Source organism: Streptococcus cristatus ATCC 51100 (genome assembly GCF_011612585.1).
GTDB classification, from domain to species: Bacteria; Bacillota; Bacilli; order Lactobacillales; family Streptococcaceae; genus Streptococcus; species Streptococcus cristatus_H.
This window is the reverse complement of sequence record NZ_CP050133.1, coordinates 1,126,958-1,153,368: the sequence shown is the minus strand read 5'-3', so window position 1 is coordinate 1,153,368 and position 26,411 is coordinate 1,126,958. Positions and strand designations below refer to the sequence as shown.

Annotated in this window: 29 protein-coding genes and 1 pseudogene; all 30 read left to right on the top strand. The window is 40.0% G+C overall.

Going from position 1 to position 26,411, the window contains the following annotated elements; genetic code table 11:
• Positions 1 to 19: 19 nt before the first annotated feature.
• The 30 genes and pseudogenes from HBA50_RS05735 (at position 20) to HBA50_RS05590 (ending at position 26,331) form a co-directional block, all read left to right on the top strand.
• A complete protein-coding gene (locus HBA50_RS05735; RefSeq protein ID WP_045497642.1) occupies positions 20 to 853 on the top strand; it encodes an AraC family transcriptional regulator in 834 nt (277 codons plus the stop codon).
• 553 nt (positions 854 to 1,406) lie between these two features.
• Positions 1,407 to 2,162 carry a hypothetical protein gene (locus HBA50_RS05730; RefSeq protein ID WP_045497639.1) on the top strand — a complete coding sequence of 252 codons (756 nt, stop codon included), beginning with the start codon at positions 1,407 to 1,409 and terminating at the stop codon, positions 2,160 to 2,162.
• 329 nt (positions 2,163 to 2,491) lie between these two features.
• A complete protein-coding gene (gene pynA, locus HBA50_RS05725) occupies positions 2,492 to 3,178 on the top strand; it encodes a pyrimidine 5'-nucleotidase PynA (RefSeq protein WP_045497636.1) in 687 nt (228 codons plus the stop codon).
• 124 nt (positions 3,179 to 3,302) lie between these two features.
• Positions 3,303 to 3,575: a 30S ribosomal protein S16 gene (gene rpsP, locus HBA50_RS05720; RefSeq protein WP_005590447.1), complete on the top strand. Its 273-nt coding sequence runs from the start codon at positions 3,303 to 3,305 to the stop codon at positions 3,573 to 3,575.
• Between the two features lie 19 nt (positions 3,576 to 3,594).
• Positions 3,595 to 3,834: an RNA-binding protein KphA gene (gene kphA, locus HBA50_RS05715; RefSeq protein ID WP_005590445.1), complete on the top strand. Its 240-nt coding sequence runs from the start codon at positions 3,595 to 3,597 to the stop codon at positions 3,832 to 3,834.
• Between the two features lie 345 nt (positions 3,835 to 4,179).
• On the top strand, positions 4,180 to 4,731 hold the full coding sequence (locus tag HBA50_RS05710) for a putative immunity protein (RefSeq protein WP_045497633.1): 552 nt from the start codon (positions 4,180 to 4,182) through the stop codon (positions 4,729 to 4,731).
• Positions 4,728 to 6,077, top strand: a complete 1,350-nt coding sequence (locus HBA50_RS05705) for a TrkH family potassium uptake protein (protein WP_045497630.1) — start codon at positions 4,728 to 4,730, stop codon at positions 6,075 to 6,077. The genes HBA50_RS05710 and HBA50_RS05705 overlap by 4 nt, the downstream gene beginning before the upstream one ends.
• A 10-nt stretch (positions 6,078 to 6,087) precedes the next feature.
• On the top strand, positions 6,088 to 6,753 hold the full coding sequence (locus tag HBA50_RS05700) for a potassium channel family protein (RefSeq protein ID WP_045497627.1): 666 nt from the start codon (positions 6,088 to 6,090) through the stop codon (positions 6,751 to 6,753).
• A gap of 157 nt (positions 6,754 to 6,910) precedes the next feature.
• Entirely contained in the window at positions 6,911 to 7,465 is a 555-nt protein-coding gene (locus HBA50_RS05695; protein ID WP_045497624.1) for a GNAT family N-acetyltransferase, read from the top strand.
• Between the two features lie 75 nt (positions 7,466 to 7,540).
• Positions 7,541 to 7,903, top strand: coding sequence for a TIGR02328 family protein (locus HBA50_RS05690; protein ID WP_045497621.1), 363 nt, complete (start codon positions 7,541 to 7,543; stop codon positions 7,901 to 7,903).
• Between the two features lie 94 nt (positions 7,904 to 7,997).
• Entirely contained in the window at positions 7,998 to 8,516 is a 519-nt protein-coding gene (gene rimM, locus HBA50_RS05685; RefSeq protein ID WP_045497618.1) for a ribosome maturation factor RimM, read from the top strand.
• Positions 8,506 to 9,237 (top strand): tRNA (guanosine(37)-N1)-methyltransferase TrmD, encoded by a 732-nt coding sequence (trmD, locus tag HBA50_RS05680; RefSeq protein ID WP_045497615.1) that lies wholly within the window; start codon positions 8,506 to 8,508, stop codon positions 9,235 to 9,237. Before rimM ends, trmD begins: the two co-directional genes overlap by 11 nt.
• A gap of 258 nt (positions 9,238 to 9,495) precedes the next feature.
• Entirely contained in the window at positions 9,496 to 10,428 is a 933-nt protein-coding gene (locus HBA50_RS05675; RefSeq protein WP_045497613.1) for a metal ABC transporter solute-binding protein, Zn/Mn family, read from the top strand.
• A gap of 8 nt (positions 10,429 to 10,436) precedes the next feature.
• Positions 10,437 to 13,073, top strand: a pseudogene (locus HBA50_RS05670) (pneumococcal-type histidine triad protein); the annotation flags it as partial.
• Positions 13,074 to 13,963: 890 nt separating this feature from the next.
• Complete coding sequence (locus HBA50_RS05665; RefSeq protein ID WP_045497608.1) at positions 13,964 to 16,408, top strand: CAP domain-containing protein; 2,445 nt, start codon at positions 13,964 to 13,966, stop codon at positions 16,406 to 16,408.
• Between the two features lie 195 nt (positions 16,409 to 16,603).
• Positions 16,604 to 17,698, top strand: a complete 1,095-nt coding sequence (hemH, locus tag HBA50_RS05660) for a ferrochelatase (RefSeq protein WP_045497605.1) — start codon at positions 16,604 to 16,606, stop codon at positions 17,696 to 17,698.
• Between the two features lie 120 nt (positions 17,699 to 17,818).
• Entirely contained in the window at positions 17,819 to 19,651 is a 1,833-nt protein-coding gene (gene uvrC, locus HBA50_RS05655) for an excinuclease ABC subunit UvrC (RefSeq protein WP_045497602.1), read from the top strand.
• Between the two features lie 114 nt (positions 19,652 to 19,765).
• Positions 19,766 to 20,272 (top strand): SMI1/KNR4 family protein, encoded by a 507-nt coding sequence (locus HBA50_RS05650; protein ID WP_045497599.1) that lies wholly within the window; start codon positions 19,766 to 19,768, stop codon positions 20,270 to 20,272.
• 152 nt (positions 20,273 to 20,424) lie between these two features.
• On the top strand, positions 20,425 to 20,880 hold the full coding sequence (locus HBA50_RS05645; protein WP_045497596.1) for an SMI1/KNR4 family protein: 456 nt from the start codon (positions 20,425 to 20,427) through the stop codon (positions 20,878 to 20,880).
• 85 nt (positions 20,881 to 20,965) lie between these two features.
• Positions 20,966 to 21,571 carry an SMI1/KNR4 family protein gene (locus HBA50_RS05640; RefSeq protein WP_243746218.1) on the top strand — a complete coding sequence of 202 codons (606 nt, stop codon included), beginning with the start codon at positions 20,966 to 20,968 and terminating at the stop codon, positions 21,569 to 21,571.
• 188 nt (positions 21,572 to 21,759) lie between these two features.
• A complete protein-coding gene (locus tag HBA50_RS05635) occupies positions 21,760 to 22,071 on the top strand; it encodes a hypothetical protein (RefSeq protein ID WP_045497590.1) in 312 nt (103 codons plus the stop codon).
• 42 nt (positions 22,072 to 22,113) lie between these two features.
• Positions 22,114 to 22,680 (top strand): SMI1/KNR4 family protein, encoded by a 567-nt coding sequence (locus tag HBA50_RS05630; RefSeq protein WP_045497587.1) that lies wholly within the window; start codon positions 22,114 to 22,116, stop codon positions 22,678 to 22,680.
• Between the two features lie 173 nt (positions 22,681 to 22,853).
• Entirely contained in the window at positions 22,854 to 23,219 is a 366-nt protein-coding gene (locus HBA50_RS05625) for a hypothetical protein (protein WP_045497584.1), read from the top strand.
• 40 nt (positions 23,220 to 23,259) lie between these two features.
• Entirely contained in the window at positions 23,260 to 23,592 is a 333-nt protein-coding gene (locus tag HBA50_RS05620; protein ID WP_045497581.1) for a hypothetical protein, read from the top strand.
• A 107-nt stretch (positions 23,593 to 23,699) separates the two neighbouring features.
• Positions 23,700 to 24,095: a hypothetical protein gene (locus HBA50_RS05615; RefSeq protein WP_045497578.1), complete on the top strand. Its 396-nt coding sequence runs from the start codon at positions 23,700 to 23,702 to the stop codon at positions 24,093 to 24,095.
• A 109-nt stretch (positions 24,096 to 24,204) separates the two neighbouring features.
• The gene (locus tag HBA50_RS05610; protein WP_235285259.1) at positions 24,205 to 24,510 is read left to right on the top strand and encodes a hypothetical protein; all 306 of its coding nucleotides are present in this window, start codon (positions 24,205 to 24,207) and stop codon (positions 24,508 to 24,510) included.
• A gap of 88 nt (positions 24,511 to 24,598) precedes the next feature.
• Entirely contained in the window at positions 24,599 to 24,979 is a 381-nt protein-coding gene (locus HBA50_RS05605) for an immunity 22 family protein (RefSeq protein ID WP_045497575.1), read from the top strand.
• A 10-nt stretch (positions 24,980 to 24,989) separates the two neighbouring features.
• The gene (locus tag HBA50_RS05600; RefSeq protein ID WP_045497572.1) at positions 24,990 to 25,379 is read left to right on the top strand and encodes a hypothetical protein; all 390 of its coding nucleotides are present in this window, start codon (positions 24,990 to 24,992) and stop codon (positions 25,377 to 25,379) included.
• The gene (locus HBA50_RS05595) at positions 25,376 to 25,855 is read left to right on the top strand and encodes a hypothetical protein (RefSeq protein ID WP_045497569.1); all 480 of its coding nucleotides are present in this window, start codon (positions 25,376 to 25,378) and stop codon (positions 25,853 to 25,855) included. Before HBA50_RS05600 ends, HBA50_RS05595 begins: the two co-directional genes overlap by 4 nt.
• Entirely contained in the window at positions 25,852 to 26,331 is a 480-nt protein-coding gene (locus tag HBA50_RS05590; protein ID WP_045497566.1) for a hypothetical protein, read from the top strand. The genes HBA50_RS05595 and HBA50_RS05590 overlap by 4 nt, the downstream gene beginning before the upstream one ends.
• The last annotated feature ends 80 nt before the right edge of the window (positions 26,332 to 26,411 follow it).

Genomic DNA, 26,411 nt, shown 5'->3' with positions numbered 1-26,411 from the left:
TCAAGAGGTGAAAAAGAATATGATGCATCAATTCAATCGAACCATGGAATATCTGGAAAGCAAATTGGACGCAGAAGTGGATTTGCAAAAATTTCAGCAGATATCGGGCTATTCTTATGCTCTCTTTAGCAGGCTCTTTTCCATTCTGGCAGATATGACTTTAGCAGAATACTTGCGCAATCGCAGGCTGTCAGAAGCTGTGACGGACTTGCAGGAAAGCTCTGAGAAAGTCATTGATATAGCACTGAAATACGGCTATGAGTCTGCGGATGCCTTTAGCGCAGCTTTCAAGAAATTCCATGGTGCAACCCCCTCAGAAGTTCGAAATGGAAAACCTTATCGGGTCTTTCCTAGACTTCAATTATCCTTAAAGATTACAGGAGGAAAGAATATGGATATCAAGATTCAAAAGAAACCTGCTTTTACTGTAGCAGGCGTCCTATTGGAAGCTATCGACAATAGCCAGTGCCCATCTGCTTGGGAGCAGCTCTATGCAAATCACAGCTTTGAAAGCTTAGAAAGTATGGGCAGTGGCCAATCCTTTGGCCTCTGCTCTGATGTCAAAGAGGGTGAAATCATTAACTACATGGCGGCTTATGATGTGACGGATAAAGCGAAAGCAGAAGCCCTAGGCCTTTCTATCAAGGAAATCCCAGCAGCTGAATATGCCATCGTACCAGTCAAGGGGGCTATACCTGCCAGCATCCACCATGCTTGGAAATATGTTTTGGAAGTCTTCTTCCCAGAAACAGGTTATTGTCACTCAGGAGCACCAGACTTTGAAGTTTACACCGAGGGAGATATGTCCTCCCCAGATTATCAAATGGAACTCTGGATTCCAGTGGTGAAATAGATTAGAAATCAGCCGTTCATTTTTGAGCGGTTGATTTTTTGTGCATTGTGGTATAATGTCCACACTTTACTTAGCAGTCCTAATTTTATATATAGATTGAGTCTCAGATCGCTCTTTTAAATATCAGCAATACATATGACTTTGAATAACTCGCTTCGACTCATTGTTTTATGAGTAATTTAAAAAATATATTTTTCGATGATTGTTTCATGCCTAATTAGGTAAATTAGCCATTCTTCGCGCGGTCGTATTTATATTTTCATCGTTTGAGGGAAGATCTTACCGTTTGCAAATTGATGGTTAAGTCGATATATTCTTCCTTCTCAAATATTTTCTAAATCATTTAATCTTTTTAAAGATAAGAACCGCTTTCTAATTAATCAAAGACTACTTTAAATTTTTCAACTCTTGATAACATGAGAAAATCTCCGTAAAATGATTCAATTTATTATAGCAAAAATATACAATCTATAGAGTTAGGATTAAATGAAATTGACATTTGAAAGCGCTAAATGTATAATTTTTGTTAAACAAGAAAGAATGAGGTAACGATATGAATAAAACAGAATTACTGTTACAAAGACTAGATGAGATTGGTCAGTCTCTAAAAGATTCGAACCAAGCACTAGCTTTGCTGGCACTTGGTTCTTGCGGAGCAGAAAGAGAACGATTGGATCAGTACTCAGATTTAGACTTCTTTGTTATTGTAAAAGATGGCTACAAGCAGGCCTATATCCAGGACCTAACCTGGTTAAGTAAGCTAGAACCAATTGTATTTCACTACCAAAATACAGTGGACGGACATAAAGTTCTATTTGAAGATGATGTTTTTTGTGAATTTGCTGTCTTTGAAGCTCATGAACTAGTAAACATTCCCTTCGCTGAAGGCAAGATTATCTGGAAGGAGGTCGGTTTTGATGGAACAATCTGCCAGCCACAAAGATTGCCATCAAAAGAAAATAGAGACCGTGAATGGCTGTTGGGAGAAATTTTATGCAATCTATATATAGGACTAGGTCGTTATCAACGAGGCGAAAAATTGGCTGCTTATGATTTCATCCAAAACAGATCTGTCAAGCTCTGGACTGAACTAATCAATTTGGAAAAAACTTCTAAATCTAATTTTATAGATATTTTTAACAGCAACAGACGATTTGAAAAAGGTTATCCAAATGATGCCAAACAATTACCCTACTTTTTGCAAGGTTACGAACGAATTTCTGAATCTGCTCAGGCACTCCTAGAATATCTTGAAAAACACTATCCTCTTAACACATTTATAAAAGAAAAAATTCGTAATTTATTATAAAAGAGACTTTGCAAAAAATAATCTAAATCCCAAAAGTTAGGTATCTTTGTCAACTATAATGGATTAATGAAATTTTAAAACCTGTAGAAGGTAATCGACGTCCTCTCCTTTCTTATGTTCAGAGTGAGAAAGATTTATTTCTTAAAGTTACCAAAGTTATCAAATCCAAAGGTATTGTATTTGATTGGTTTAATCAGAGCCTAAAAAGCGCCTTTGAGGTTACTTTTTTAGTTGAGCTTAGCGTTTACTTTAGCTATTGGACTGCTGGGTACAGTCTGGGTACAGTATGATATAATAAATCTACTACAATTGCAGAAAGGATTTCGATTTTGTCATACAAATTTCTACTTTTCGACCTTGATCATACGATACTGGATTTTGATACGGCAGAAGACATTGCCTTGACTCACTTTTTGAAGGAGCAGGGCGTGACGGAGATTCAGACCTACAAAGACTATTATATTCCCATGAACAAGGGACTTTGGCGGAATTTGGAACAGGGAAAAATTACCAAGCCGGAGCTGGTCAACACTCGCTTTTCTCGTCTTTTCGCTCATTTTGGCATTGAGAAGGATGGCGCCGAGTTAGCCTTCCTTTATCAGCAGCATATTGCTCAGCAAGGACAAACCTACGCTGGTGCAAGCGAGCTTTTGGACAGTCTGACAGCAGCTGATTATGAGATTTACGGAGCGACCAATGGCATCACGGCTATTCAGACCGGCCGCATGGCCCATTCCGATATTGCGCCCTATTTTAACCATATTTTCATCTCAGAAAAGATGGGGACTCAGAAGCCTGAAGCTTTATTTTATGAAAAAATAGCAGAGCAGATACCAGATTTTGATCTGTCTCAGACTTTGATGATTGGAGACTCCTTGACGGCAGATATTGCTGGCGCCAATAATGCAGGAATGGACTCTATCTGGTACAATCCCAAAAAGTTGATTAATAATAGCAGTGCGCAGCCGACTTATAGGGTATCTTCCTATGAAGAAATTAAAAAATTACTACTTTGAAAAAATTTTTAAGTCTGTCAAGAAAAAAACTTGACAGCTGTTTTTAATCTGCTATAATAGAACATGTGCTAAATAGCTTAGCTATTTCACCGAAATAAAAAATAAGAAAAGAGAAATTTTAAAAATGGCAGTAAAAATCCGTTTGACTCGTATGGGTTCTAAGAAAAAACCTTTCTACCGTATCAACGTTGCAGACTCACGTTCACCACGTGACGGACGTTTCATCGAAACAGTTGGAACTTACAACCCACTTGTTGAAGAAAACCAAGTGACTTTGAAAGAAGATCGCGTTCTTGCATGGTTGGCTGATGGAGCTCAACCTTCAGATACAGTTCGCAACATCCTTTCAAAAGCAGGTGTTTTGAAGAAATTCCACGATTCAAAATACTCTAAATAATAGAAGTGCAGGTTGATATATGGACACGATTGAAAATCTCATTATTGCGATAGTGAAACCTTTGATTTCACAGCCAGATGCCTTAACTATCAAGATTGAAGATACGCCTGAGTTTTTAGAGTATCATCTTGATCTTGATCCAAGCGATGTTGGACGTGTGATCGGTCGTAAAGGTCGTACTATCTCCGCTATAAGGACGATTGTTTACTCTGTCCCAACCGAGTACAAAAAAGTTCGCATCGTCATTGATGAGAAATAAGAAGCAGCGGGGCCATGTGTCCCGTTTTTCTATGGCCCTTAATGAAACAAGCCGTTAGGTGTAGTTGAATTTAGGGCCATTGATGCAGTTCGAGCTCCGCGAGAACTACGTTCCTTATTCTCCTTAATGAAACAAGCCGTTAGGCGTAGTTGAATTTAGGGCCATTGATGCAGTTCGAGCTTCGCGAGAACTACGTTCCTTATTCTCCTTAATAAAACAAGCCGTTAGGCGTAGTTGAATTTAGGGCCATTGATGCAGTTCAAGCTTCGCGAGAACTAGGTACTTCATTTAAGATAAACACGAAATGCAGGGGCGAGTTTAGAGAAATTCGAAACCGGAGGACATATGAAGTCAGAAGATTATGCTTGGAACGCTCATGAGCGCAAGTCTTATGAGAATGATCAAGTGATTTTACCGAGCCCTTATAAGCTAAAAATTCTGGATGATAGTGAGAAGAGATTGGAATTGGAGCTTGTTTTGGAGGAACTTCCTCAGGGGCAACTGGCACGATGGGCTATGAAAATGGCGTCAAGCTTTATAGCTCTGATTGATGCGGAAGATGAGTCTGAGAAGCAGAAGATTTTGACTCAGGTAATAGAGGTTTTTCAGGCTCGACTTGATGGGAGGGCATCTGCCTATGAAGTAAGGCAGGCTGGTTTCTTGGCTAACAAATTGTCGCAGCAAGCCCAATCACAAATCGGTAAATATGCTGCGCGTGTCTTTGCCCAAGCAGTCGCAACAGGCCACATGCGGGGCCATGCTATTGTCGCATCGGATTATGCCATCAAAGTCAGAAACTTGCAGAGTCCAGATGATTTACAGCTGGCTGTCAAGGAAAGAGAAGGGCAGATAGAGCTAGCCTCTGCTTTTATTAGATCAAGAAAGGAAACTTTATGAAGCATTTATTTTCACGCTTGTCGCCAGCGCAAAAGATTATCTTGTCTTTTCTTCTGGTGATATTCTGTGGTTCCTTGCTACTCAGTCTGCCTTGGGTGCAGACGGCAAGTTCCCAAGCGGGCTATCTGGATCATCTTTTTACAGCTGTCTCCATGGTCTGTGTGACAGGGCTTTTTACACGATCGGTTGTAGATACATACAATGTCTGGGGGCAGCTCCTTTGCATGCTGCTGATTCAGATTGGTGGTTTGGGAATCCTGACCTTTATCGGATTTTTCACCATGGAAAGTCGGAAAAAGCTCAGTCTCAAGGATCGCTGCATTCTGCGGGATAGTTTTAGTTATGGGCACAATCGTACCTTGGGTCAATTTGTCCGTTCGATTTTTATCACGACTTTTACTATCGAAGGACTGGGCGCTCTCCTTCTTATGATTCGCTTCATTCCTAAGTTTGGCTTGGGGAAAGGGATTTTTAATTCTATCTTTTTAGCTGTTTCTGCATTTTGTAATGCAGGATTTGATAATTTTGGCAATGATAGCCTACTAGGCTTGCAGACAGATGTTTTGGTCAATATCACCTTGGCTCTCCTTATCATTACTGGCGGACTTGGTTTTATGGTCTGGTTTGACTTGGCGACCAAATTAGGAGGAAAACAGAAGGGGCTGCACTTTCATACCAAGGTAGTCTTGCTGCTGACTGCTGGTCTCCTCGTTTTTGGGACGGTTGCGAGTCTTTGGACGGAGTATAATAATCCTGGAACGATCGGGAATCTTTCCTTTGGCGATAAGCTACTGGTCAGCTTTTTCCAGACAGTCAGCATGAGGACAGCTGGCTTTGCTTCCATAGATTATACGGCTGCTCGTCCAGTAACCCTGTTTATCTATCTGCTCCAGATGTTTCTAGGAGGAGCTCCGGGTGGTACAGCGGGCGGTCTGAAAATTACGACCTTCTTAGTTCTTTTGCTGTTTGCCCGAAAGGAAATTCTGGGCTTGCCACATACTAATATCGGTCGGAGAACACTGTCTCCTCAGCTGGTGCAGAAGGCTTTTGGTGTGACAGTGATTTTTCAGATGACATTTCTGCTTGGTCTTTTGGCTCTTGGGCTAGTGACCGATAGCAGTCATCGCTTTATTTACCTGATATTTGAGACTGTGTCGGCATTGGCTACAGTTGGTGTGACGGCCAATATCACTACTAGCCTCAATACAGCTGGTATGATTGTGATTATGCTGCTGATGTTTATTGGACGGGTGGGGCCACTGACTCTTATGGTCAGTCTGAGCCATTATCAACCGAAGAAGGCGACTACCTTGCACTACAGCAAGGCGGACATTATGATTGGATAGGAGAAAAGAAATGGCAAATCAAACAGTTGGAATCCTCGGCTTGGGGATTTTTGGACAGAGTATCATTGAGGCCTTGATTTCTCAAGATGTAGAAATCATTGCGATTGATAATCACGAAGAGACAATCAATCAGTATGAAGACATGATTGCTGTCGGTGTAATCGGGGACATTACCGATATGGAGCTTTTAGAGGCGGCAGACGTTGGTTCCTGTGATACGGTCGTCGTGGCGACTGGAGAAAGTTTGGAATCCAGTGTCCTAGCGGTCATGCACTGTAAGGCATTGGGTGTTAAAAATGTCATTGCCAAGGTCAAGGATGAAGTAACCCAGCAGGTACTCGAAAAGGTGGGAGCTGATTTGGTTATCCTGCCTGAAGTGGAGGCTGGCATTTCATTGGCTAAGACCATTCTCTTTAACCATTCGATTGAGGTTTTCCAGCTGGATGACGATGTAGTCGTGGCTGAGTTTGAGCTGCCTGCTAGCTGGGTCGGGAAAACAGTTCGTGAAGTAGATGCTCGTAGGCTGTATCATCTCAATATTATCGGCTATCGTCTAACAAAGAATCAGCCCTTAGAAAGTCAGTTTACTCCAGACTTTGTCTGGCCAGCAGGAGTCAGCATTATGGCTGTGACGGATAACCAGCATTTGGATAAATTACGTGAAATAGTAAAGTAACGGCTGGGAGTCCAATCGTGACCAACTATCAGTAGTTCTTAGGAACTCGGCACCTTACATCATTTCATAAAAATAAATACATAAGAGCTCTTTCAGGGCTCTTTTTTGAACCCTTTTGTAAAATTTGTTATACTATCACTAGAAAAGGAGTGATTTTATGAGCTTAACCAGCCAGATCATTACAGCAGATTTTCCAGATTTGGATAAGGTAGAAGCCTTGAATAATGAAGCTTTCCCCGAAGAGGAAAGGATACCACTCAGTGAATTTTTACGATATGAGGATCAGGAAGATGCTAATTTTTTCGCCTTTTATCATGAAAAGGAGTTTGTTGGTTTTGCCTTTGCCATTTCCAACGATCAAGCCTTTTATGTTAGTTTCTTTGCGATTATGCCTCACCTGCGCAGCCATGGCTATGGCGGTGAAATCATTGAAAAGCTGGTCAATTTTTATCAGCGAACCATGCTTTTAGAAATCGAGCGCCTTGATGAGCCCTGTGACAATCTTGAGCAGCGTCAAGCTCGCTGGGATTTCTATCACAGCAAGGGCTTCCGCTCAGCCAATGCCTTTCTGGAATATGAGGATCTTAGCTTTGAAATCCTTTATCGAGGGGAGTCTTTTGACGAAGAGGCCTATCGGGACATATTCCACCGACTTCAGGAAGAGAATTATTTCGACTTTGAAATCAAACATAGACGTTTCAGCGATTATTAAAAGGAAGTTCTCTGGAGCTCAATTACGATTTGGCGCAATAAAAGATTGCTTTGTTTTTACTAAATGGAGGTTAGAATGAGACTCTGGCATCAAGCATTGATTCCCAAGCTTCCCCGTCCGCAACTGCTTGGCCAGCATCGGGAATGCTGCGCTCTTCGTGGCAATGGCTGGGGCAAGAAACATGCGACCGTTGATTATGTTTTTACTCACTCTCCTTACTTGCTTTATCGCTACCATGAGCTGATTATGGAGGAGATGAGCAAGCGAGGTTATCGTGTGTCCCCAGAGTGGCTGGAGCGAGATTATCGTGGCAAGACTTGTCCGGCCTATGTGCATCTGGAAGAAGTGGCTGTCGCGAGCCCTATTTACTCCGAGCATGATGCGGCTTACTATGAGAAATGCCTGCAAAATCTCAAAGAAAAAGGCATTGACTTATAAGCTTTTCCGCTGTCTGAGCCAGCTGCCTGCCTTGAGAAAAAGCCAGCAAAATGATACAATAAAACGAATAGTAAAAAGATTAACTGGAGTAAAAATGAATTATTTTAATGTTGGTAAAATCGTCAATACCCAAGGTTTGCAAGGCGAGATGCGGGTTTTATCAGTGACAGATTTTGCGGAAGAGCGTTTTAAAAAAGGCAATAAATTGGCTCTTTTCGATAAGAAAGACCAGTTTGTTATGGACGTGGAAATTGCCAGCCACCGCAAGGCCAAGAACTTTGATATTATCAAGTTTAAGGGGATGTATCATATCAATGACATCGAGAAATTTCGTGACTTTAGTCTGAAAGTAGCCGAAGAAGACTTGGCTGATTTGGAAGATGGGGAATTTTACTACCATGAGATTATCGGCCTTGAAGTCTATGAAAATGATGTTCTGCTAGGTACGATTAAGGAGATTCTCCAGCCAGGAGCCAATGATGTCTGGGTGGTCAAACGTAAGGGCAAGCGCGACTTGCTACTGCCTTACATTCCGCCAGTGGTGCTGGGGATTGACATCGAGCAAGGTAGGGTTGATGTAGAGATACCGGAAGGACTGGACGATGAAGATTGATATTTTGACCCTCTTTCCGGAGATGTTTGCGCCCTTGGAGCACTCGATTGTTGGCAAGGCGCGAGAAAAAGGTCTCTTGGAGATCAATTATCACAATTTCCGAGAAAATGCGGAAAAATCCCGGCATGTGGATGACGAGCCTTATGGTGGCGGTCAGGGCATGCTGCTGCGGGCTCAGCCAATTTTTGATGCCTATGATGCCATTGAAAAGAAGCAGCCGCGCGTGATTTTGCTGGATCCTGCTGGGCGAACCTTTGATCAAGCATATGCTGAGGAGCTGGCTCAGGAAGAGGAATTGATCTTCATCTGCGGTCACTATGAGGGGTATGATGAGCGGATCAAGACCTTGGTGACGGACGAGATTTCGCTGGGTGATTATGTCCTGACCGGAGGAGAATTGGCGGCTATGACCATGATTGATGCGACAGTTCGCCTGATTCCAGAGGTTATTGGCAAGGAAGTCAGTCACACGGATGACAGCTTTTCGTCTGGACTTTTGGAGTATCCTCAGTACACTCGTCCCTACGACTATCGGGGTATGGTTGTTCCAGAAGTTCTCATGAGTGGCCACCACGAAAATATCCGCAAGTGGCGTCTCTATGAAAGTCTGAAAAAAACCTATGAGCGTCGTCCGGACTTGCTGGAAAACTATGAATGTACAGCTGAAGAAGCCAAAATGTTGGAAGAAATTCGAGCCAATAGTAGGGATAGTGAACACTAGTCCTTTCTATAAATAGCAAAATTTAGATATCGATTTCTCAAAGCCACGTTTGTGGCTTTTTTATTTGGATGAAGGGTTGGAAAATTTTTGAAAAAATTCAAACTTCCTTCTTGACAGAAAAAATAAAAAGGAGTATTATCTTAACTAGTTAATAAACCAGTTAACAAAAGAGACTATTTTTGAAAGCAATTCTTGGCAAAGAATGTTTTGAAAATAGTTATTTCTTTGAATGATTGCTAAACTGGTTAAGGAGTTGAAATGAAAATCAAAAAAGTTTTGATAGCCTTAAGTCTAGTCTTACTGGGACTTGGCCTTGCCGCTTGTAGTAAAAAGGAAGCAAGCGGTGCTGGTAGCAAACGCGGGCTCAATATTGTCACGAGTTTTTACCCGATTTATTCGATGGTCAAAGAAGTCTCAGGAGATTTGAATGATGTACGGATGATTCAGTCGGGTGCAGGAATTCATGAATTTGAGCCGTCAGCAAGTGATGTAGCGGCTATTTATGAAGCAGATGTCTTTGTGTATCATTCGCGGACTTTGGAGTCTTGGGCTGGTAGTCTGGATCCCAGTTTACAAAAGTCTAAAGTAGCGGTCGTAGAAGCCAGCAATGGGATGCAGTTGGACAAGGTGGCCGGCCTAGAAGAAGTGTCTGCTGAGGGAGGGATTGATGAAAAGACCCTCTATGATCCACATACTTGGCTGGATCCTGAAAAAGTGGCAGAAGAAGCGCAGCTCATTGCTCAAGCATTGTCCAAGCTAGATAGTAAAAATGCGGATACCTATCAGGAAAATGCTCAAAAATTTGCAGAGAAGGCAAAGGCCCTAAGCCAAAAATATCAAGGAGTCTTTAGCGGCCTAGATGAAAAAACATTTGTGACACAGCATACGGCCTTTTCTTATCTGGCCAAGCGTTTCGGTCTCAAGCAACTAGGGATTTCAGGAATTTCGCCAGACCAAGAGCCTAGTCCAAGGCAGTTGACCGAGATACAAGACTTTATCAAGACCTATAAAGTCAAGACGATTTTTGTCGAGAGCAATGCTTCTTCTAAGTTGGCTGAAACCTTAAAGAAGGCGACAGGAGTCAACCTAAAGGTGCTAAATCCTCTCGAAGCAGATCCTGAAAATGATAAGACTTATCTTGAAAATTTAGAAGATAATTTAGAAATTTTAGCGAAAGAATTAAAACATTGAGGTGGTATATGAAAAAGAAATATATTATTAGTTCAGTTGCGGTACTAGCTACACTAGGTGTGTGCGGTTATGCGATCATGCAGTATCAAGCAGATAAGCCACAAGAACAAGCAACAAATCGAGTGGCTTATGTAGAAAAGAAATCTACAAATAAGCAGGACAATAAATCTCAAAAAGCCGAGAAATTGACACCTGAGCAGATTCAGGCTAAAGAAGGCATTACTGCTGAGCAAATCGTTGTCAAGATTACGGAACAAGGCTATGTGACTTCACATGGTGATCACTATCATTACTATAATGGCAAGGTTCCCTTTGATGCAATTCTGAGTGAAGAGTTGATTATGCGGGATCAAAATTATCAATTGCAAGAATCAGATATTGTCAACCAAGTGAAAGATGGCTATATTATCAAGGTTGCAGGAAAATATTATCTCTATCTGACCAATGCCAAAGAAACTAGCAATGTTCGTTCAGTTGATGAAATCGCACGGCAAAGACAAATTCATCCTAGCAAGGAAGAAGGCGAAGGCGGTTCAGAAGCTAAATCGACCCAAACTGTTAGCAGAAAAACGCAAGACTTCAGTCGTCCAAGTGCCGCTTATGCTGCAGGAAAGAGGACCTATCAAGCAGAAGGCACTGCATCGAGTCGGAGCAATGGCGCCTATACAACAGATGACGGCTATGTTTTCAGTCCATCTGATGTGATTTCGGATACAGGAGATGGCTTCCTTGTGCCACATGGCGGTCATATACATTATATTCCTAAAAGTGATCTGTCGCCAGGTGAATTAGCGGCTGCCCAAGCCTACTGGGATTCCTTGCAGCGAGGCAAGCAAGCAGCTAGTCCAGCTGAAAATCCTAATACAGGAGGAGAGGCTTCTGCTCCTACAGGTAAGGCATCAGAAAATCAAAATGCAGGAACTGTGACTAAGCCAGCGCATCAAGCTGACAAGGGACAGACTGCTAAGCCAGCTCAAGCGTCCAAACCTGCCCAATCAGATGCTGGGCACGGATTTAAACCATCTGAAAAAGCAGAAGATGCACCATCAAGTTACCAAACCTTACTTGAGAAACTCTATCGTACTCCAAAAGAAAAACGCTATATTGAAAAAGATGGTCTTGTCTTTGATCCAAGTAAAATTGTTAGACGGACCGCAGAGGGAGTGGCCATTCCACACGGAAATCACTACCACTTTATCCCTTACAACAAACTGTCTGCCCTAGAAGAAGAAATAGCTCGGAACATTCCTGTTGCTGGTCAGAAGACTTATCCTAAGGCTACTGCAAGTACACCAAGCCAGCCTAGTCAACCAGCAAATCCAAGTCAGCCAGCCAAACCAGCTGATAAAGATGAGCACGATCATGGTTTCCATGCTGAACATGTCATCTCAAAAGATGAGGAAGGTTACGTTGTCCAACACGGCGGCCATGCACATTATTTCTTCAAAAAAGATTTGACCAAAGATCAGATTGCAGCGGCAGAAGCTAATCTTGCCAAGCACAAAGATTCAAGCCAGTCTAGTCAAGTCAGCACAGAATATGATCGTTTTTCTCGTGACGCAAGTGACGAAGAGAAAATCGCTTATATTTCCAAGACTTATGGCGTACCGCGTGAAGCGATTAAGATTTCAAAAGGCTTCTTTGTCTTTAATAATCCAGATCAAGACTACGATCCGACACATATCCATCCATACGCTGTTCGAAAAGAGCACGTTCGGATTCCTCTAGAAACTGGAAATCCAGAGCTGGACTTCCTGAACGAGCTTTATACAACAGCCCTGCGTTCAGGTCTGTCTCCATACAGTATTCAGGTGGAAAATGGTCAGTTTGTCATTCCGCATGGCGATCACAACCACTACATCCGTGTCCAATCCAAAGGATTGAATCTAGGTTTGAAGAACAAAATCCCAGCTTTGCAATCAGCTTATCAAGCAGGGGCATATGATGAAAAAGCCGTTCTTGAAAAGGTGGATGCCCTCTTGGCAGCTAGCCGAACCATTTATGCTAAAGACTTGCTCATGCAGCGTCGAATCGAGCTAGCTCTCGGTAATTTTGTAGAAACCATGAAGCAATTGCCAAGCAACTCAACAGAGGGCTATCTGGCAAGTCTGGATCAATTTGATAAGCACTACATTCATGTTGATGAAAAAGCGAAAACGGAAGAGCTGACAGAAGTTGATAAAAAATATCAAGAATTGGTTGACAAGATCAAACGTTTGGAAACAGACAGCTACAATGTGAATAAAACCAACTTGCTCGGTGAATTGCAGACAGCTAAGGTAGAAAAAAATGAAGCTAAGATGGCTGAGATTGAGCAGCTATTGGCAAGTCTGCAAGATTATCAAGATCGGACAGGAGTGACCTCCGTTGAGTATCTCAAAGCTTTCTATCTTGCGGTTGATGATGCTCGTTTGCAGCCAGAACTTCGTAAGAAAGTTGCTGATTTGACGCTCAAGCTTTATAAATCTCAGGCGTTTATTGAAGCGGTCGACCTGAAAGCTCTTTTCTTGGAACTCTATCAAACCAAGCTCGAAGTTGATAAGGCTCTGGCAAGTGGCGAGGCAGCTTCGGCCAAGGATAAAACGGTTCTGGATACCGAAAAGGTGGACGATCACAGTTATAAGACGGCTATCTATGGTTTCTTGAAAGAATTGTATGGAGAATTTGCACCGCAGCCTACAGAGGAAATCTCAGAAGCAACTCTCCAAGCTCTCTTCCAAAAAGGGCAAGAACTTTTGGAAAAAGTAACGGATTCGACTGTGCAAGAAAATTATCAAAAGCAACTCGCAGCACTTCGAACTGATTTGCAAGAATCTCGCAAAGATAGAGAAACAATCTTAGCAGAAACGAAAACGCTCTTGACTCAAATCGTTGAAACCTTAAAAGAACAGCAAGCATCTGCAGCGCTCAAGGATAAAGAGACCTATCTGAAAATTTACAATTTGCTGATGTCTGCCCACAAGATGCTTGAGGAACAACAGGGGACAGATGAGCAATTTGCCAAGGTAGATGCTCTATTGGATAAATTATCTGATCCTAATGAGGACAAAGCAGCTCTGCTAACCGAAGCAGAAGCGTTCTTTAATCAACTTCAAGCCAACAAGCCGGCTCCAACTGAAGCTAAAATTGAGACGGAGGCTAGTCCGACTGAGGAGACTAAGGAAGAAAAAACTAGCGAGTCTCCTAAAGAAACAGTGGAAGAGTTAAGCTCACCAGCCACTCCTAAAGTAGAAGAAGCGAATGCACCAGCTCCTTCAGAAAAAGAGGCTGAAAGTCAAGTGACACCAGAAGAAAATAAACAGTAAAGATTTTTTCGAAATAAATGGAATAAGGAGCGGAAGAAGCTAGAAAACGCTTTAAATCCGCTCTATTTCCACTTTATTAGGATGAAGCGTTCGATTTTTGTCATAGAATTGTAATAAAATTTCTATTTAAATGATATGGTTTTGACTGGTTTAACCAGTCATTTTATGTTAGTATTATAGCGTAGGACTAAAATATGAAATGATACATGTGCTATTAGAAGGAGATGTCTATGGACAAGAAAATTGGTAAATCCGTTGTAGCAACTGGCATTGCAGCGACAACGATTATTTCTGGTGCGCTTAGCCATCAGGTAAAAGCGGATGAACTCGTTGAGTCAACGGCTACGAAACCAAAGGCAACAGCAGTTACCGAGAAACCAATTACGACAGCGGATGTAGCAGAAGCGAAGGAAAAAGCAGATGCTGCCAAGAAAAATGTAAATCAGCAACAAGAGCAAACTAAGAAAGCTGAAGCAGACCTTGAAGGAGCTAAAGCTGCAGTTTCAGAGGCTCAAGAGAAAGTGGCTACTGCTACTGAGAATGAAAAAGCAGCAACTGAAGAAAACATTTCTCAAGCAGAGACCAGTGTTAAAAAAGCTGAAGAAGAAGTAACAGCAAAATCAGAAACTGTCAAAGAAGCAGAAACTGCAGTTCAGGGAGCAAGTCAAGCAGTTAAAGACCAAGAAAATACAATTGCTGGCCAGCAATCATTGGTGGATGTGGCAGAATCTGAACTAAACAAAGCTAAGGAACCAGTTCATGCAGAAACTGCTGCTGTAGAAACTGCTAAAAATCAGGAGAATCAAGCTCAAACAGCTGTGGAGCATGCTAAAAATGAACTAGCAAAAGCAGACCAAGCAGCAACTGCTGCGCCACAAAATCAAGCAGAAATCCGAAACAAAATCAATCAAACTCAGGCCAAGTTAGAGCAGACCAAGCAATTGATTGCTGCAACAAATACAGAGTTGGTGCATGAACAGAAAAATGCAAGTACAGCACCGGTTGATTTACGGAATACGACCTATTCGCAATTCTTAGAGAATCTTCGAGATAATTCGAACAACGAAGCTGTAAGAAATGCTGCAGCTGATGCTTTAGCTCTTTACAAACGTGGTCAGAATGAATTCAAGATCACGGTTGGTTCAGATCCATCTAGCCCAGCCAGCTTGGAAAATAACTTGCAGGCTTTGGAATTGGTTAAGGCTATCAATGCTTACCGTCGTAATGCGGGTCTCCCAGAGCTTTTGGTGGATCCATATGCTAATGTTGCCAGCCAAATTCAGACCTTGTACTTTGAGAAGGCTAACTGGCACATGGGCAAGCTGATTGGCAATGAAAACGTGGCCATCAGCTTCAATCCTCAAGGTGCGGTTAATTTCTGGCATAGTGAAAAAGACTTGTATCAAAAGATTGCTGCTCAATACGGCCTGCCAACTGATGAAAGACAACTGGATGCCAATGCCATTTATATGAAGGTAGGGCCTAACGTCTTTGCGCAAATCGGTCACTATGTCCAAATGATGGATAACAAGGCCAATGCTATTTCTGCTGCTTATGACACTCATCCAAATCAGTTTGGAACTCCATACGGAACTTCAGAAGTTGGATTCCATAATGTTCGGAATTTCAATCAAAGAGTTAATAATGGCACATTGCTAACTGTTGAGGCCATGGAGAAACTTCTTCGCAGCGGCGGCAGTCGTGGGGCTGCTTCAAGTGCCAATGTGACAGCCTTGAAGAATCGTTTGGCAGAGTTACAAGCGCAAAAAGTTAGTCAAGAGTCTAGCTTGAATCTTTTAAATAATCAGTTGACAGATTCATACCAAGCACAGAAAGATCGTGCGGCTGCTGTTGTAAAAGCTAAACAGAATCTTGAAGCTGCTGAGAAAGCCCTAGCTCTGACTCAACAAAACTTGTCAGATAAAAAGGCTGCTTTGAAGTCAGCAACAGCAAGAATCGCGTCTGCAATTTCTCCATATCAAGCTAAATTGCAAAAAGCTCAGGCAACCTTAGTAGAGGCTAAGAATCAGCTCGCAGCTTTGAAGACGGCTGAGGAAAACAAGAATAAGGCCTTAGAAGCAGCTAAAGCTGAATTGGTCGCTGCTCAAAATCGTGTAGCAGCGGCTCAGAAGAAAGTTGCAGATCTCAAAACAGCTCCACAACAATTGGAAAGAGCTAAGCAAGAATTGGCTGCAGCAGAGGCTGACCTGAAGGCTAAACAAGCTGTGACTGAGACTGAGAATGCAAAATTAGTTGATTTGCAAACAGTCTACAATGAATTGCTAGCAAATTACAATTATTTGCTAGATCTGCTTCCAAAAGAAGTGCGCCAAGCCCTAGCATCGGCCACTACAACTACTTATCAAGCAAATGGTGGACTTAATTTTGCAGCAGCGGGTGCAGGAAGTCAAACGCTTCTGGCTTCGAATGCAAGTTCAGCTTCTCAAGATGAGAAGGATGCATCGGTTGAAACATTGGCTAACATAGCTACTCAAGCTCAGCCAAAGACTGATAATAATACTAATGTTCCAGCGACTCCTAAAGCTTCTCCTAGCCAGTCAGTTGTCCTTCCTAATACAGGAACGGAAGCGGAACAATTAGCCTTCCTTGGAATGACTCTCGGTGCAGCTCTTCTCGCAGGTGCAGTGAAACATCGCCGCAGAAAAACTTTATAGTATATAACAGTGAAGTGAGTGTTACATCTCACTTCATTTTTTATTGGTGAATTAGATTGATTGAATCAAATTTAGGAAGAGAAGTTTTTGTGATTCAAATAATTCTTAAATTTGGCTAGAAAACATTCCTTTTATCTGCTTTTCAGGGGATATCATGTTATAATAGCAGAGGATTTTATACAAAAAGAGGAACTTATGACTAAAAAAGCTATTCTAATGATGACCTTTGGATCGCCAGAGGGCTATACTTTTGAAGATATTGCAGAATTTTTCACGAATATCCGTCGTGGTGTGCGGCCTACTGATCAGGAGATTCAGCACCTTCATGATAATTATCAGCGTATTGGTGGCAGTCCCCTGCAACGCATCACGCGGGCAGAAGTTGAGCTGGTGAAAGAAGCTTTAGTGGGAGAGTATGCTGTCTATTTTGCTAATAAATTTTCTCGCCCTTTTATTCCAGATGTTATTAAGCAGATGGAGGATGACGGGATTGAGGAATGTATCTGCTTGATTTTAGAACCGCATTATTCCTTTTACTCTGTTATGGGGTATGAAAAATTTATTACGAGCCAGACAATTAAATTCCATATTATCAAAGAATGGTATCAGGCTGAGGATTTGCTTGGCTTTTGGGAGGAAGAAATCAGGAAAATCTTGCAAACACAAGTCAAAGATGAAAGTTTTAAGGTCATCTTCTCAGCTCACAGTGTCCCAGTTTTAGCGCTTGATTTTGAAGATCCATATATTGATCAGATTATTGAAAACTCACAGCTGATTGCCCATCGGCTAGGCCTTGCTCCATCTGAGTATACCAATACCTGGCAGAGCGAAAGCGATATTGGCTTGCCGTGGATCAAGCCAGATGTCCTAGAATATCTCCGAGATCAGACGACTCATCCGCAACATTATATCTTTGTCCCAATTAGTTTCATCAGCGAACATATCGAGGTACTGTTCGATAATGATGTGGAGTGTCAGGAATTGTGCCAAGAACTCGGTGTGGCTTATCATCGTCCACCAATGCCGAACACAGACTCCCGTTTGATTGATGCATTATTAGCAACTATTCGTCAGCATGAAACAGAAGAGCTTCGATACATGCATCCAGAAGAAACAACCTTTGACGAATTGGCCCCTTCAGAAGAAAGTAATCAAATCTTAAGCGAAACGGAAGAACTTCAAATGCCTGAATTTGTCAAAAAGTTGATAGAGAAAAAGGGTAGAGAGAATGTCAAAATGCCTTATTTCATAAAGAAGATGTTAGAAAAAAGGGCGCAAGAATCAAAGTAAGTCTAAGATCTACCAGCCTAGAAAGAAACATTTGCAACGAAGAATGATAATGAATTGTTAAGAAAGTGCATGTTCTAGGAAAATGAAAATTTCTATTGAAAAGATAGGGTTTTGGAAATTATGTCTACAAACAAGCTAATTCAATCCAAGCTGGAACTGTTGCCGACCAGTCCCGGCTGTTACATTCACAAGGACAAAAACGGGACTATTATCTATGTCGGAAAGGCCAAGAATCTCCGCAATCGTGTTCGCTCTTATTTTCGTGGCAGCCACGATACCAAGACGGAGGCTCTGGTTTCCGAGATTGAGGATTTTGAGTTTATTGTCACCGAGTCCAACATTGAGGCTCTCCTCCTAGAAATCAATCTAATCAAGGAAAATAAGCCCAAGTACAATATCATGCTCAAGGACGATAAGTCCTATCCTTTTATTAAGATTACCAACGAGGTTTATCCGCGTCTGATTATCACTCGCCAAGTCAAAAAGGATGGTGGTCTTTATTTTGGGCCTTATCCAGATGTCGGTGCAGCCAATGAAATCAAACGCCTGCTCGATCGCATTTTTACATTCAAAAAATGTACCAATCCACCTGCAAAAGTCTGCTTTTATTATCACTTGGGGCAATGTGAAGCCCATACGATTTGCAAGCGGGATAGCCAGTATTTCAAGAATATGGCTCAGGAAGTGTCGGATTTTCTCAAGGGACAGGACGATAAGATTATCGATGAGCTACGTGAGAAGATGAATAAAACAGCTGCAGCCATGGAGTTTGAACGGGCGGCCGAATACCGTGACCTGATTCAAGCTATTGGAACCTTGCGTACTAAGCAGCGGGTCATGGCTAAGGATTTGCAGAATCGTGATGTTTTTGGTTACTATGTGGATAAGGGCTGGATGTGTGTGCAGGTCTTCTTTGTGCGCCAGGGCAAGTTGATTGAGCGTGATGTCAATCTTTTCCCCTATTACAATGATCCCGACGAAGATTTTCTGACCTATATTGGCCAGTTTTACCAAGAAAAGTCCCACCTCAAGCCCAATGAAATCCTAATTCCAGCATATATTGACGAAGAAGCCGTCCGAGCGATTGTGGATACTAAAGTAGTCAAGCCTCAGCGAGGCGAGAAGAAGCAGTTGGTCAATCTGGCTATTAAGAATGCTCGGGTCAGCCTCCAGCAGAAATTTGATCTTTTGGAGAAATCCGTTGAGAAAACGCAGGGGGCTATAGAAAATCTAGGGAAGCTCCTCAATATTCCGACACCCGTTCGGATTGAGTCTTTCGACAACTCAAATATCATGGGAACTAGTCCCGTATCGGCTATGGTGGTCTTTGTCAATGGTAAGCCGAGCAAGAAGGATTACCGCAAATACAAGATCAAGACCGTGGTAGGGCCGGACGACTACGCCAGTATGCGAGAGGTTATCAAGCGCCGCTATAGTCGGGTCATTCGTGACGGGCTGACGCCACCAGATCTGATTGTCATTGATGGTGGGCAAGGCCAGGTCAATGTCGCTAAAGAAGTTATTCAGGAGCAGTTGGGATTGGATATTCCTATCGCTGGACTGCAAAAAAATGACAAGCACCAGACCCATGAATTGCTCTTTGGCGATCCTCTTCAAGTCGTAGAACTGTCCCGTAATTCTCAGGAATTTTTCCTCCTCCAGCGCATCCAAGATGAGGTGCACCGCTTTGCCATTACCTTCCACCGCCAGCTTCGATCTAAGAATTCCTTCTCATCGCAACTCGATGGCATCGAAGGTTTGGGGCCAAAACGTAAGCAAAATCTCATGAAACATTTCAAATCACTGACCAAGATTAAAGAAGCCAGTGTCGATGAAATCGTCGAAGTGGGCGTACCGCGAGCGGTGGCAGAAGCTGTGCAGGCAAAACTCAATCAAACAGAGCCATCCCGACCTTTGTTAGAAGTGGCGGAGCCGATTGTAGATATAGATTGAAAGAAAAAATCATTTGATATTAAAGAGACTCGTATGCAGCTTTCAATACTGGGAGATATGCTCAACCAGATTGATAGAGAATATTTTTGGTGCCAGTAATGAAAAGAGACAGATATGTTAAGAATTTTCCCATTTAAAACCGATGGTGTCTTAGATGAAATAGAACAATTGGAGAAAAATTATTCTATTTCATTGCCTGAAAAATATAAAGATTTTTTATTAAAGTACAATGGCGGAGATACGATTGATATAACCTTTAAAGTAGAGAAAGTTTGTTCGGATATCCACTCCTTTTATGGTTTTTCATTAGCTAACTATTATAGTAATTTTAACTATTTAATCGAAAGAAACTTTTTAGAAGATTTTATTGACAATCATTATCTACCCATAGCTAAAGATAGTTTTGGTAACAGTATCCTAATTGGTGTCGGCGCTAGTACTTATAATAAAATAGGATTTTATGAACATGAAAAGCAAATGTATATTCCATTTACTATCGATTTTACTGAATTTCTAAAAAAGATAAAAAGTCCTGTTGTAGTTGATGATGAGTTAAAAGCTTTATGGCAAGAAGAAATCGATGAATTTGCAAGCCGAGAGCAAGTGATTGTTAAGCTGTAATACTATTTTTACTGACTTTCTGAGTTGACTCTGATTTTGCGATAGATGGACAAGAAAGTCTAAAAGGCATCAAGCCTTTTAACCAAAAGGGGAGCATGTTCAACAAAATCGTAAACCAAAGATTGTGATATTTAAAAGAAGAGGAAAATTTGATGAGCTTAATGATTCGACCACTAGGTCATGCCAGTGATCAAGAAATAAAAGATTTGGAAGAGAAGTACATGCTAACTCTTCCAGAAGACTATAAAAACTTTTTGAAAGAAAACAATGGTGGACGATGTCCTTCCTATGAGTTTGAAAATTCTATTGAGATAAAGAACATCAATGAAGAAATTAATGTTGCTGTTTTATATGGGATTAAGACTGGCGTAAAAAACTCTGATATAGAAGAGTGGACTGATGAATACTTGGATGATCTTTTTTCTAATTCAATCATTATAGGCGATTCCTTGCAACATGGTTTTCTTATTTTCTGGTTGAGTGGTGATGAGGATGAAGGTATTTATTACTATGATGATACATATAATCTAGAAGCTTCAAGTGATGAAAATAATGCCTATTTTCTGGCTCGCACTTTTACCGAATTTCTAGAATTAGTCCAAAATTAATGTTAAAATGGGAGGGATTAGAATGTGAGAATGTGTAGTCCCTCTTTTATTTAGTACTTATTTTAAAAATGGTAGATTGATCGAATTGAAACTTTACAAAATAGTAAAAAATTTGGAGTTAGAAATGTTAAGAATTTTTCCTTACGATACAGAAGGTGTAGAGCAGGCTATAGCGGATTTTGAAGATAGGTTTACAATCAAGTTTCCAGAAAAATATAAAGAATTTCTACTTAAATATAATGGTGGGAATAGCTTACAAACTAGTTTTAGTATAAATCGTAAAACTTCAGACATACGAGCATTTTATGGTTTTAATAAAGCGAGTCAATACAATAATTTCCAATATTTGATTGAGAGTGGTTTTTTAGAAGAAGTTTTAGACAGAGGCTTCATTCCCATAGCCAAGGATAGTTTTGGGAACTCTATCCTTCTTGGTGTTACAGACAAAAATTTCAATCAGATAGCTTTTTTTGATCATGAAGGCCAGCTTGTGCAGTCTTTAGAAATCAATTTTGAAGACTGGGTGGCTAAACTTAAAAGCAAAAAGAAAAAGATTCGCACGATTGAAGAAAGAATCGCCGATATGAGAGCCGTCGGCAGCAAAAAAGAAATTACACCTAGATTAAAGGAAATCTGGCAAGAAGAAATTGATAAGTATGCCGGCCGTGAGCAAGTGATTGTTAGGTTGTAGTTTTATTTTGTTTAATGTGATAACCTGATGTTGTCACATTTTTATTTTTTGGAGAGTTTCTGTTATACTAGAGTTGTTCATCATTGACCTTCTAAGCTAGACTCCTGATGGAACTGGCACTGTTAATCTATCTCAGTCAAAGATGGATAATTTATCGGAACATATTTCTATCATGAAAGAAGAATAAAATGACAATTGAGAAAGAGTTAAATAAAATAGTAGAAAGCATTTCATTGATTCAAACGAGTCAAGCTGAGATGCCGTTTTCAGAAGATGTTCTAGAAGATTTCACAGACTATTTAAGGGACTACATTCCAAATCATGTAGGTTGGATACAAAAGGGAAATGAAAAGCTGGTTCAGTCTCTTACAAAAGACAATCAGTTGGACAGAGAAGCAATTTCACAGATGATAATAGGTCTACGCAATCTATCTTTGGATTTTGAGGAATTATGTGACATATTTCTTAAACTTTCCGATGAAATAGATAGAAATAGCTGAAATTCAAGTATACTGGCTATTCAAGAACAAAAAAGGAGAAAAATGTTAAGAATTTTTCCATTTGATAAAACAGGTGTTTCAGAGGCAGTGGCTCAATTTGAAAAAAATCATGACATTTTGTTGCCGGAAGAATATAGAACCTTTTTAATAAACTATAATGGTGGAAATGCCTTACAGACAAGCTTTAAAATAAAGAAAGAGAGTTGGGATATTCGAGCCTTTTATGGCTTTGAAAATGCTGATTATGAGTACAATTTCCAGTATTTTCTTGACCATGATTTTCTATCCGATTATATCCAAGCTGGCTACCTACCGATTGCAGAGGATAGTTTTGGAAATTATATTCTTTTGGGAATTTCTAAACAAAATTATAATCTCATAGCATTTTTTGATCATGAAAAACAAAAAATTATTCCCTTCCATCTTTCGTTTAAAGAATTTATAGCCACCATTAAAAGTAAGGTATGTAAGATTAAATCTATTGACGAAAGAATTCAAAAAATGAAAGAGGTAAATAGTCCAGTCATTGTTGATGATGAATTGAAAGCAATCTGGCAAGAAGAAATCGATAGGTATGCTGGTCGAGAGCAAGTGATTGTTAAGTTGTAATCTTATTTTGTTTAATGTGATAACCTACTGTTATCGCATTTTCATTTTTCCTAGAGTTTTTGTTATACTAGTTTTATTGGACATTGATTTTTAACAACCTGCCTATTTTGCGAGAGGCAGATATTGTTTTGAAGTCAAATACTTTCCTGAATAGAATGAACTAAAGGACACTTATGAAACAATTATTGGAAGAATTAACAACCCTTTATTCAAAGTTAAATTCCCATTATAATGAGCATTTAATAAATCCAGAAAAGATATCGGATGTTTATGATGACATTCATGAAGATTTCCAAGAAGACGTCGATAATCTTGCCAGAGGGCTTGCTACAATGAAAAATTTAGACTTAGAATCAATACATGATACTGCTAATCAAGCCTACCTAAGTGGGATGTATGATATCTATACTTCATTGCTAAATATTGAAAATTATGTAGCCGATTTAAGGGAGATTCACATTCAAATTTCAAAGAAGATTAGAGAAATCAATGGCGAAATTGTTGATGAAGATGTGATTGGCAAAGAAGATAGAAAATGAGTTTACTCGGCGAATGGATCGATTTTAGAAAGGAGCAGTCATGCATAAATTTATGGCCAAAATAAAGTCAGATAATAGCGATACGAAAATTTTGAAAATAATTAGAGATTTCAGTCATGAGCCAATCGGAGCAATCAAGGAAAAAATGACTCATCATATGGCTGTGCTTGAAACAGAATATTTGAATTTAGAGCGCCTAAAGAACTTTAAAAAGACAGTAGAAGAGATAACCGAATTGGGTGGGGAGCTTCAATTATTCCTTGATGATGAAAAGGTAACCATGCAATTTTTGAGCCATGTCATTGAGTCACAAGAAGATACCAAAAATCAAATTGAGGAAGACGATTTCTATATGTTCGATGATGCGAAGTAATGGTTCCGACTTCCCAACATAGTAATATTGCGAAATTGTTCCCTCTCAGTCAAGATTGTGGCCTTTGAAGATAGAAGTAGATGATAAATATATAAGGAAAGTAGAAAGTGAAAGAAGTACTAGAAAATTTGCATCAGGTATGCTCAAGACTCAATGATAAATTTAGTGGAAAACTGCTTGATCAGGAGAAGTTAGATGATTTTCTGGAGGACATTCGTGATGACTGGGATTCAAGTTTCGAACAGTTAAGAGGTGGCCTTCAGATCTTGGAAAGTCAGGCTGAATCAATTGAATCTTCAAGAAACAGGGCATATACAAAAGGGATTCTTGAAATTTTTTGGGGACTGAGACGACTAGAGGTTTTATTGGATGATGCGGATGACTTGCTGCTATCCTTGAATAAGAAATTGATGTTTGAAAGCGGAGAAACATCCGAGGAAGAATACCTAGATGATGGAATCCTAAATGTTAAATATCTGGATGAAGATGGTGACTCAAATTAAATCAATTTTCTCGCATAACTAAAGATGGGGTGACCGAGTGAAGGAATGCTTTTAATGGAAGATGTTTATAAAGGAGCGAGTGGTGTCAATAATCTACGCAAATGTCAAAATGTCAGATAATATCTTACAGGCATGTAAAATAATGAGGAAACATAGCACTTTGCCAATTGGTGAAATCAAGACGAGAATAGAGAGAAATGAGACTTTGTTAGAAAGTGATTATCTGGATCTAGACCAGTTAATAGTTATGCAAGAAATTCTTGCCAGTCTCATAAGTTTAGGTGCAGAAATTAACTTGTACAAAGAACAAGCTGAAGTGGATATGGGATTTCTAAATAATACCATTGAAACCTATAAAAATATTGCTGCTGATAGAGAAAAACTAGATGAACTCATGTTCGATAGTGAGGGATAAAAGCTATAAGTTCTAGCATCAGTAGCATTTTTAGAATAAGCTTAAAATTTTTAATAGCGCGACTTTCAGTATAAATAGAGGTGAGAATATGGAGACTGAAAATACAGTATCAATTTGGGTTGGAAATTTTGCAAGTAGGGAAGAGCTGGATAGCTATATCGACTTAAGGTATGATGATGACGGAGAAATCGTCAGTTCCAAGTTTTATGACGCTTTTCAAATTGATATTGATGATATTGACGACTACCTAATTGAAAAAGAATATTGCGATTCCAGATTTTTAAATGTATATGACCATTTAATCGGAGCCTCATATGCAGATGTTGTCATAGATAATTTAAAGAAGATTGAAGATGACTTAGCCATACCTGAAAGTAATTCCATTATTTTGCTTTATAATTATAAATATTGTGGGCAAGTCAAAGAGCAGCCCAATATCAAATTTATTGCGACCGTCAATTATAGATAGGTAGAGGAAAATGAATGAGCTAGTAACGAGATATATCAGCTTTTGTGAGAACTTAAATCAGAACTACAATGGAAAGCTTTTAAGTGAGGAGGGGCTAGACGATTTAAAAAGCTGTGAAAAAGCTATAAATGAATGTTTGAATCAATTAAATAGCGGGCTTGGCTTGTTAGAAAAAAAGAAAAATGAAATTTCATCATCTCAAGATCCCTCTTATACATATGGATTTGTAGATATCTTTTTAGCTCTGGACGGCCTGGAGGATGCATTTTCTGAACTAAAACACATGTCAATAGCAATGAATAAACACTTTATGTTTGAAAGTGGAGAAATATTCGAGGAAGAATTCTTGGATGATGGTATTTTAAATGTAGAAATAGTTGATGCAGGAGATGAAGAATGAAGCTAGATACTAGAATTAAACAGGCTTTACTAGAAATCAACTTTGTAGAGAGATATGAAAAATTATCGACATATTATAGTCAGAAAAGAACTCCGAAAGGTCAAGAATTAGATTATTTTGATGGTGATTTTCTGATGGAGATCGTGGAATTATTAGGTTACAAAGCTCAATATGATAAACGAGAACGTTTTTTCCATATTGATTTGGAATCAGTCGAAAAATTTCAATTTGGTTTCCATTTTTCTCTTGAGTATGGTCGCTTAGAATTGATTTGGGTTGTTTATGAAGGAGATAAAGTTGTCCTTGGTTCTCCTTGGACTAGGTATCCAAGGTTGATGATTGCGCGTGATTATATTATCAAACAGCCAATTATTTCCGACTATGTAGATTTTCGTGACGTCATGAAAATCGCTTTTGAAATGTATGAAGCTTTCAAACAAGCATTTTTGAAAGCTGCTACAGGAGATGAGGGATGAACTTAGACACTAGAATTAAACAGGCTTTAAAAGAAATTAACTTTGTAGAGAGATATGAAGAATTATCAGCGTATTATAGTCAGAACAGAACCCCAAAAGGCCAAGAATTGGATTATTTTGACGGCGATTTTCTGATGGAAATTGTGGAATTATTAGGCTACAAAGTGCAGTATGATAAACGAGAGCGCTTTTTCCATATTGATTTGGAGGAAATCGGACCTTTTCGCTTTGGCTTTCATTTTGCTTTTGAACGAGGAAGATTAGAATTGATCTGGGTCATCTATGAGGGAAATAAAGCCATCATGGGTAGCCCCTTTGCATCTTATGCCAAATGGCTAATCTCAAGAGACTATATCATTTTGGATCCCGTAATTTCTGATTATGTTGATTTTAGAGATGTCATGAAAATCGCCTTTGATATGTACGAGGATTTCAAACAAGCATTTTTGAAGGCTACTACAGGAGATGAAGAATGAAATTAGACACTAGCTTTAATGTAAAGTCAATTTTCTAGAGCCATGATAGCTTTTGCAGCGTCCTAGGTTCAGAAAGGAAT

What these genes read in the sequence shown, in the direction of transcription:
- HBA50_RS05735 (WP_045497642.1), top strand. Translation starts at nt 20, where the DNA reads ATGATGCATCAATTCAATCGAACCATGGAATATCTGGAAAGCAAATTG.
- HBA50_RS05730 (WP_045497639.1), top strand. Translation starts at nt 1,407, where the DNA reads ATGAATAAAACAGAATTACTGTTACAAAGACTAGATGAGATTGGTCAG.
- rpsP (WP_005590447.1), top strand. Translation starts at nt 3,303, where the DNA reads ATGGCAGTAAAAATCCGTTTGACTCGTATGGGTTCTAAGAAAAAACCT.
- kphA (WP_005590445.1), top strand. Translation starts at nt 3,595, where the DNA reads ATGGACACGATTGAAAATCTCATTATTGCGATAGTGAAACCTTTGATT.
- HBA50_RS05710 (WP_045497633.1), top strand. Translation starts at nt 4,180, where the DNA reads ATGAAGTCAGAAGATTATGCTTGGAACGCTCATGAGCGCAAGTCTTAT.
- HBA50_RS05705 (WP_045497630.1), top strand. Translation starts at nt 4,728, where the DNA reads ATGAAGCATTTATTTTCACGCTTGTCGCCAGCGCAAAAGATTATCTTG.
- HBA50_RS05700 (WP_045497627.1), top strand. Translation starts at nt 6,088, where the DNA reads ATGGCAAATCAAACAGTTGGAATCCTCGGCTTGGGGATTTTTGGACAG.
- HBA50_RS05695 (WP_045497624.1), top strand. Translation starts at nt 6,911, where the DNA reads ATGAGCTTAACCAGCCAGATCATTACAGCAGATTTTCCAGATTTGGAT.
- HBA50_RS05690 (WP_045497621.1), top strand. Translation starts at nt 7,541, where the DNA reads ATGAGACTCTGGCATCAAGCATTGATTCCCAAGCTTCCCCGTCCGCAA.
- rimM (WP_045497618.1), top strand. Translation starts at nt 7,998, where the DNA reads ATGAATTATTTTAATGTTGGTAAAATCGTCAATACCCAAGGTTTGCAA.
- trmD (WP_045497615.1), top strand. Translation starts at nt 8,506, where the DNA reads ATGAAGATTGATATTTTGACCCTCTTTCCGGAGATGTTTGCGCCCTTG.
- HBA50_RS05675 (WP_045497613.1), top strand. Translation starts at nt 9,496, where the DNA reads ATGAAAATCAAAAAAGTTTTGATAGCCTTAAGTCTAGTCTTACTGGGA.
- HBA50_RS05665 (WP_045497608.1), top strand. Translation starts at nt 13,964, where the DNA reads ATGGACAAGAAAATTGGTAAATCCGTTGTAGCAACTGGCATTGCAGCG.
- hemH (WP_045497605.1), top strand. Translation starts at nt 16,604, where the DNA reads ATGACTAAAAAAGCTATTCTAATGATGACCTTTGGATCGCCAGAGGGC.
- uvrC (WP_045497602.1), top strand. Translation starts at nt 17,819, where the DNA reads ATGTCTACAAACAAGCTAATTCAATCCAAGCTGGAACTGTTGCCGACC.
- HBA50_RS05650 (WP_045497599.1), top strand. Translation starts at nt 19,766, where the DNA reads ATGTTAAGAATTTTCCCATTTAAAACCGATGGTGTCTTAGATGAAATA.
- HBA50_RS05645 (WP_045497596.1), top strand. Translation starts at nt 20,425, where the DNA reads ATGAGCTTAATGATTCGACCACTAGGTCATGCCAGTGATCAAGAAATA.
- HBA50_RS05635 (WP_045497590.1), top strand. Translation starts at nt 21,760, where the DNA reads ATGACAATTGAGAAAGAGTTAAATAAAATAGTAGAAAGCATTTCATTG.
- HBA50_RS05630 (WP_045497587.1), top strand. Translation starts at nt 22,114, where the DNA reads ATGTTAAGAATTTTTCCATTTGATAAAACAGGTGTTTCAGAGGCAGTG.
- HBA50_RS05625 (WP_045497584.1), top strand. Translation starts at nt 22,854, where the DNA reads ATGAAACAATTATTGGAAGAATTAACAACCCTTTATTCAAAGTTAAAT.
- HBA50_RS05620 (WP_045497581.1), top strand. Translation starts at nt 23,260, where the DNA reads ATGCATAAATTTATGGCCAAAATAAAGTCAGATAATAGCGATACGAAA.
- HBA50_RS05610 (WP_235285259.1), top strand. Translation starts at nt 24,205, where the DNA reads ATGTCAGATAATATCTTACAGGCATGTAAAATAATGAGGAAACATAGC.
- HBA50_RS05605 (WP_045497575.1), top strand. Translation starts at nt 24,599, where the DNA reads ATGGAGACTGAAAATACAGTATCAATTTGGGTTGGAAATTTTGCAAGT.
- HBA50_RS05600 (WP_045497572.1), top strand. Translation starts at nt 24,990, where the DNA reads ATGAATGAGCTAGTAACGAGATATATCAGCTTTTGTGAGAACTTAAAT.
- HBA50_RS05595 (WP_045497569.1), top strand. Translation starts at nt 25,376, where the DNA reads ATGAAGCTAGATACTAGAATTAAACAGGCTTTACTAGAAATCAACTTT.
- HBA50_RS05590 (WP_045497566.1), top strand. Translation starts at nt 25,852, where the DNA reads ATGAACTTAGACACTAGAATTAAACAGGCTTTAAAAGAAATTAACTTT.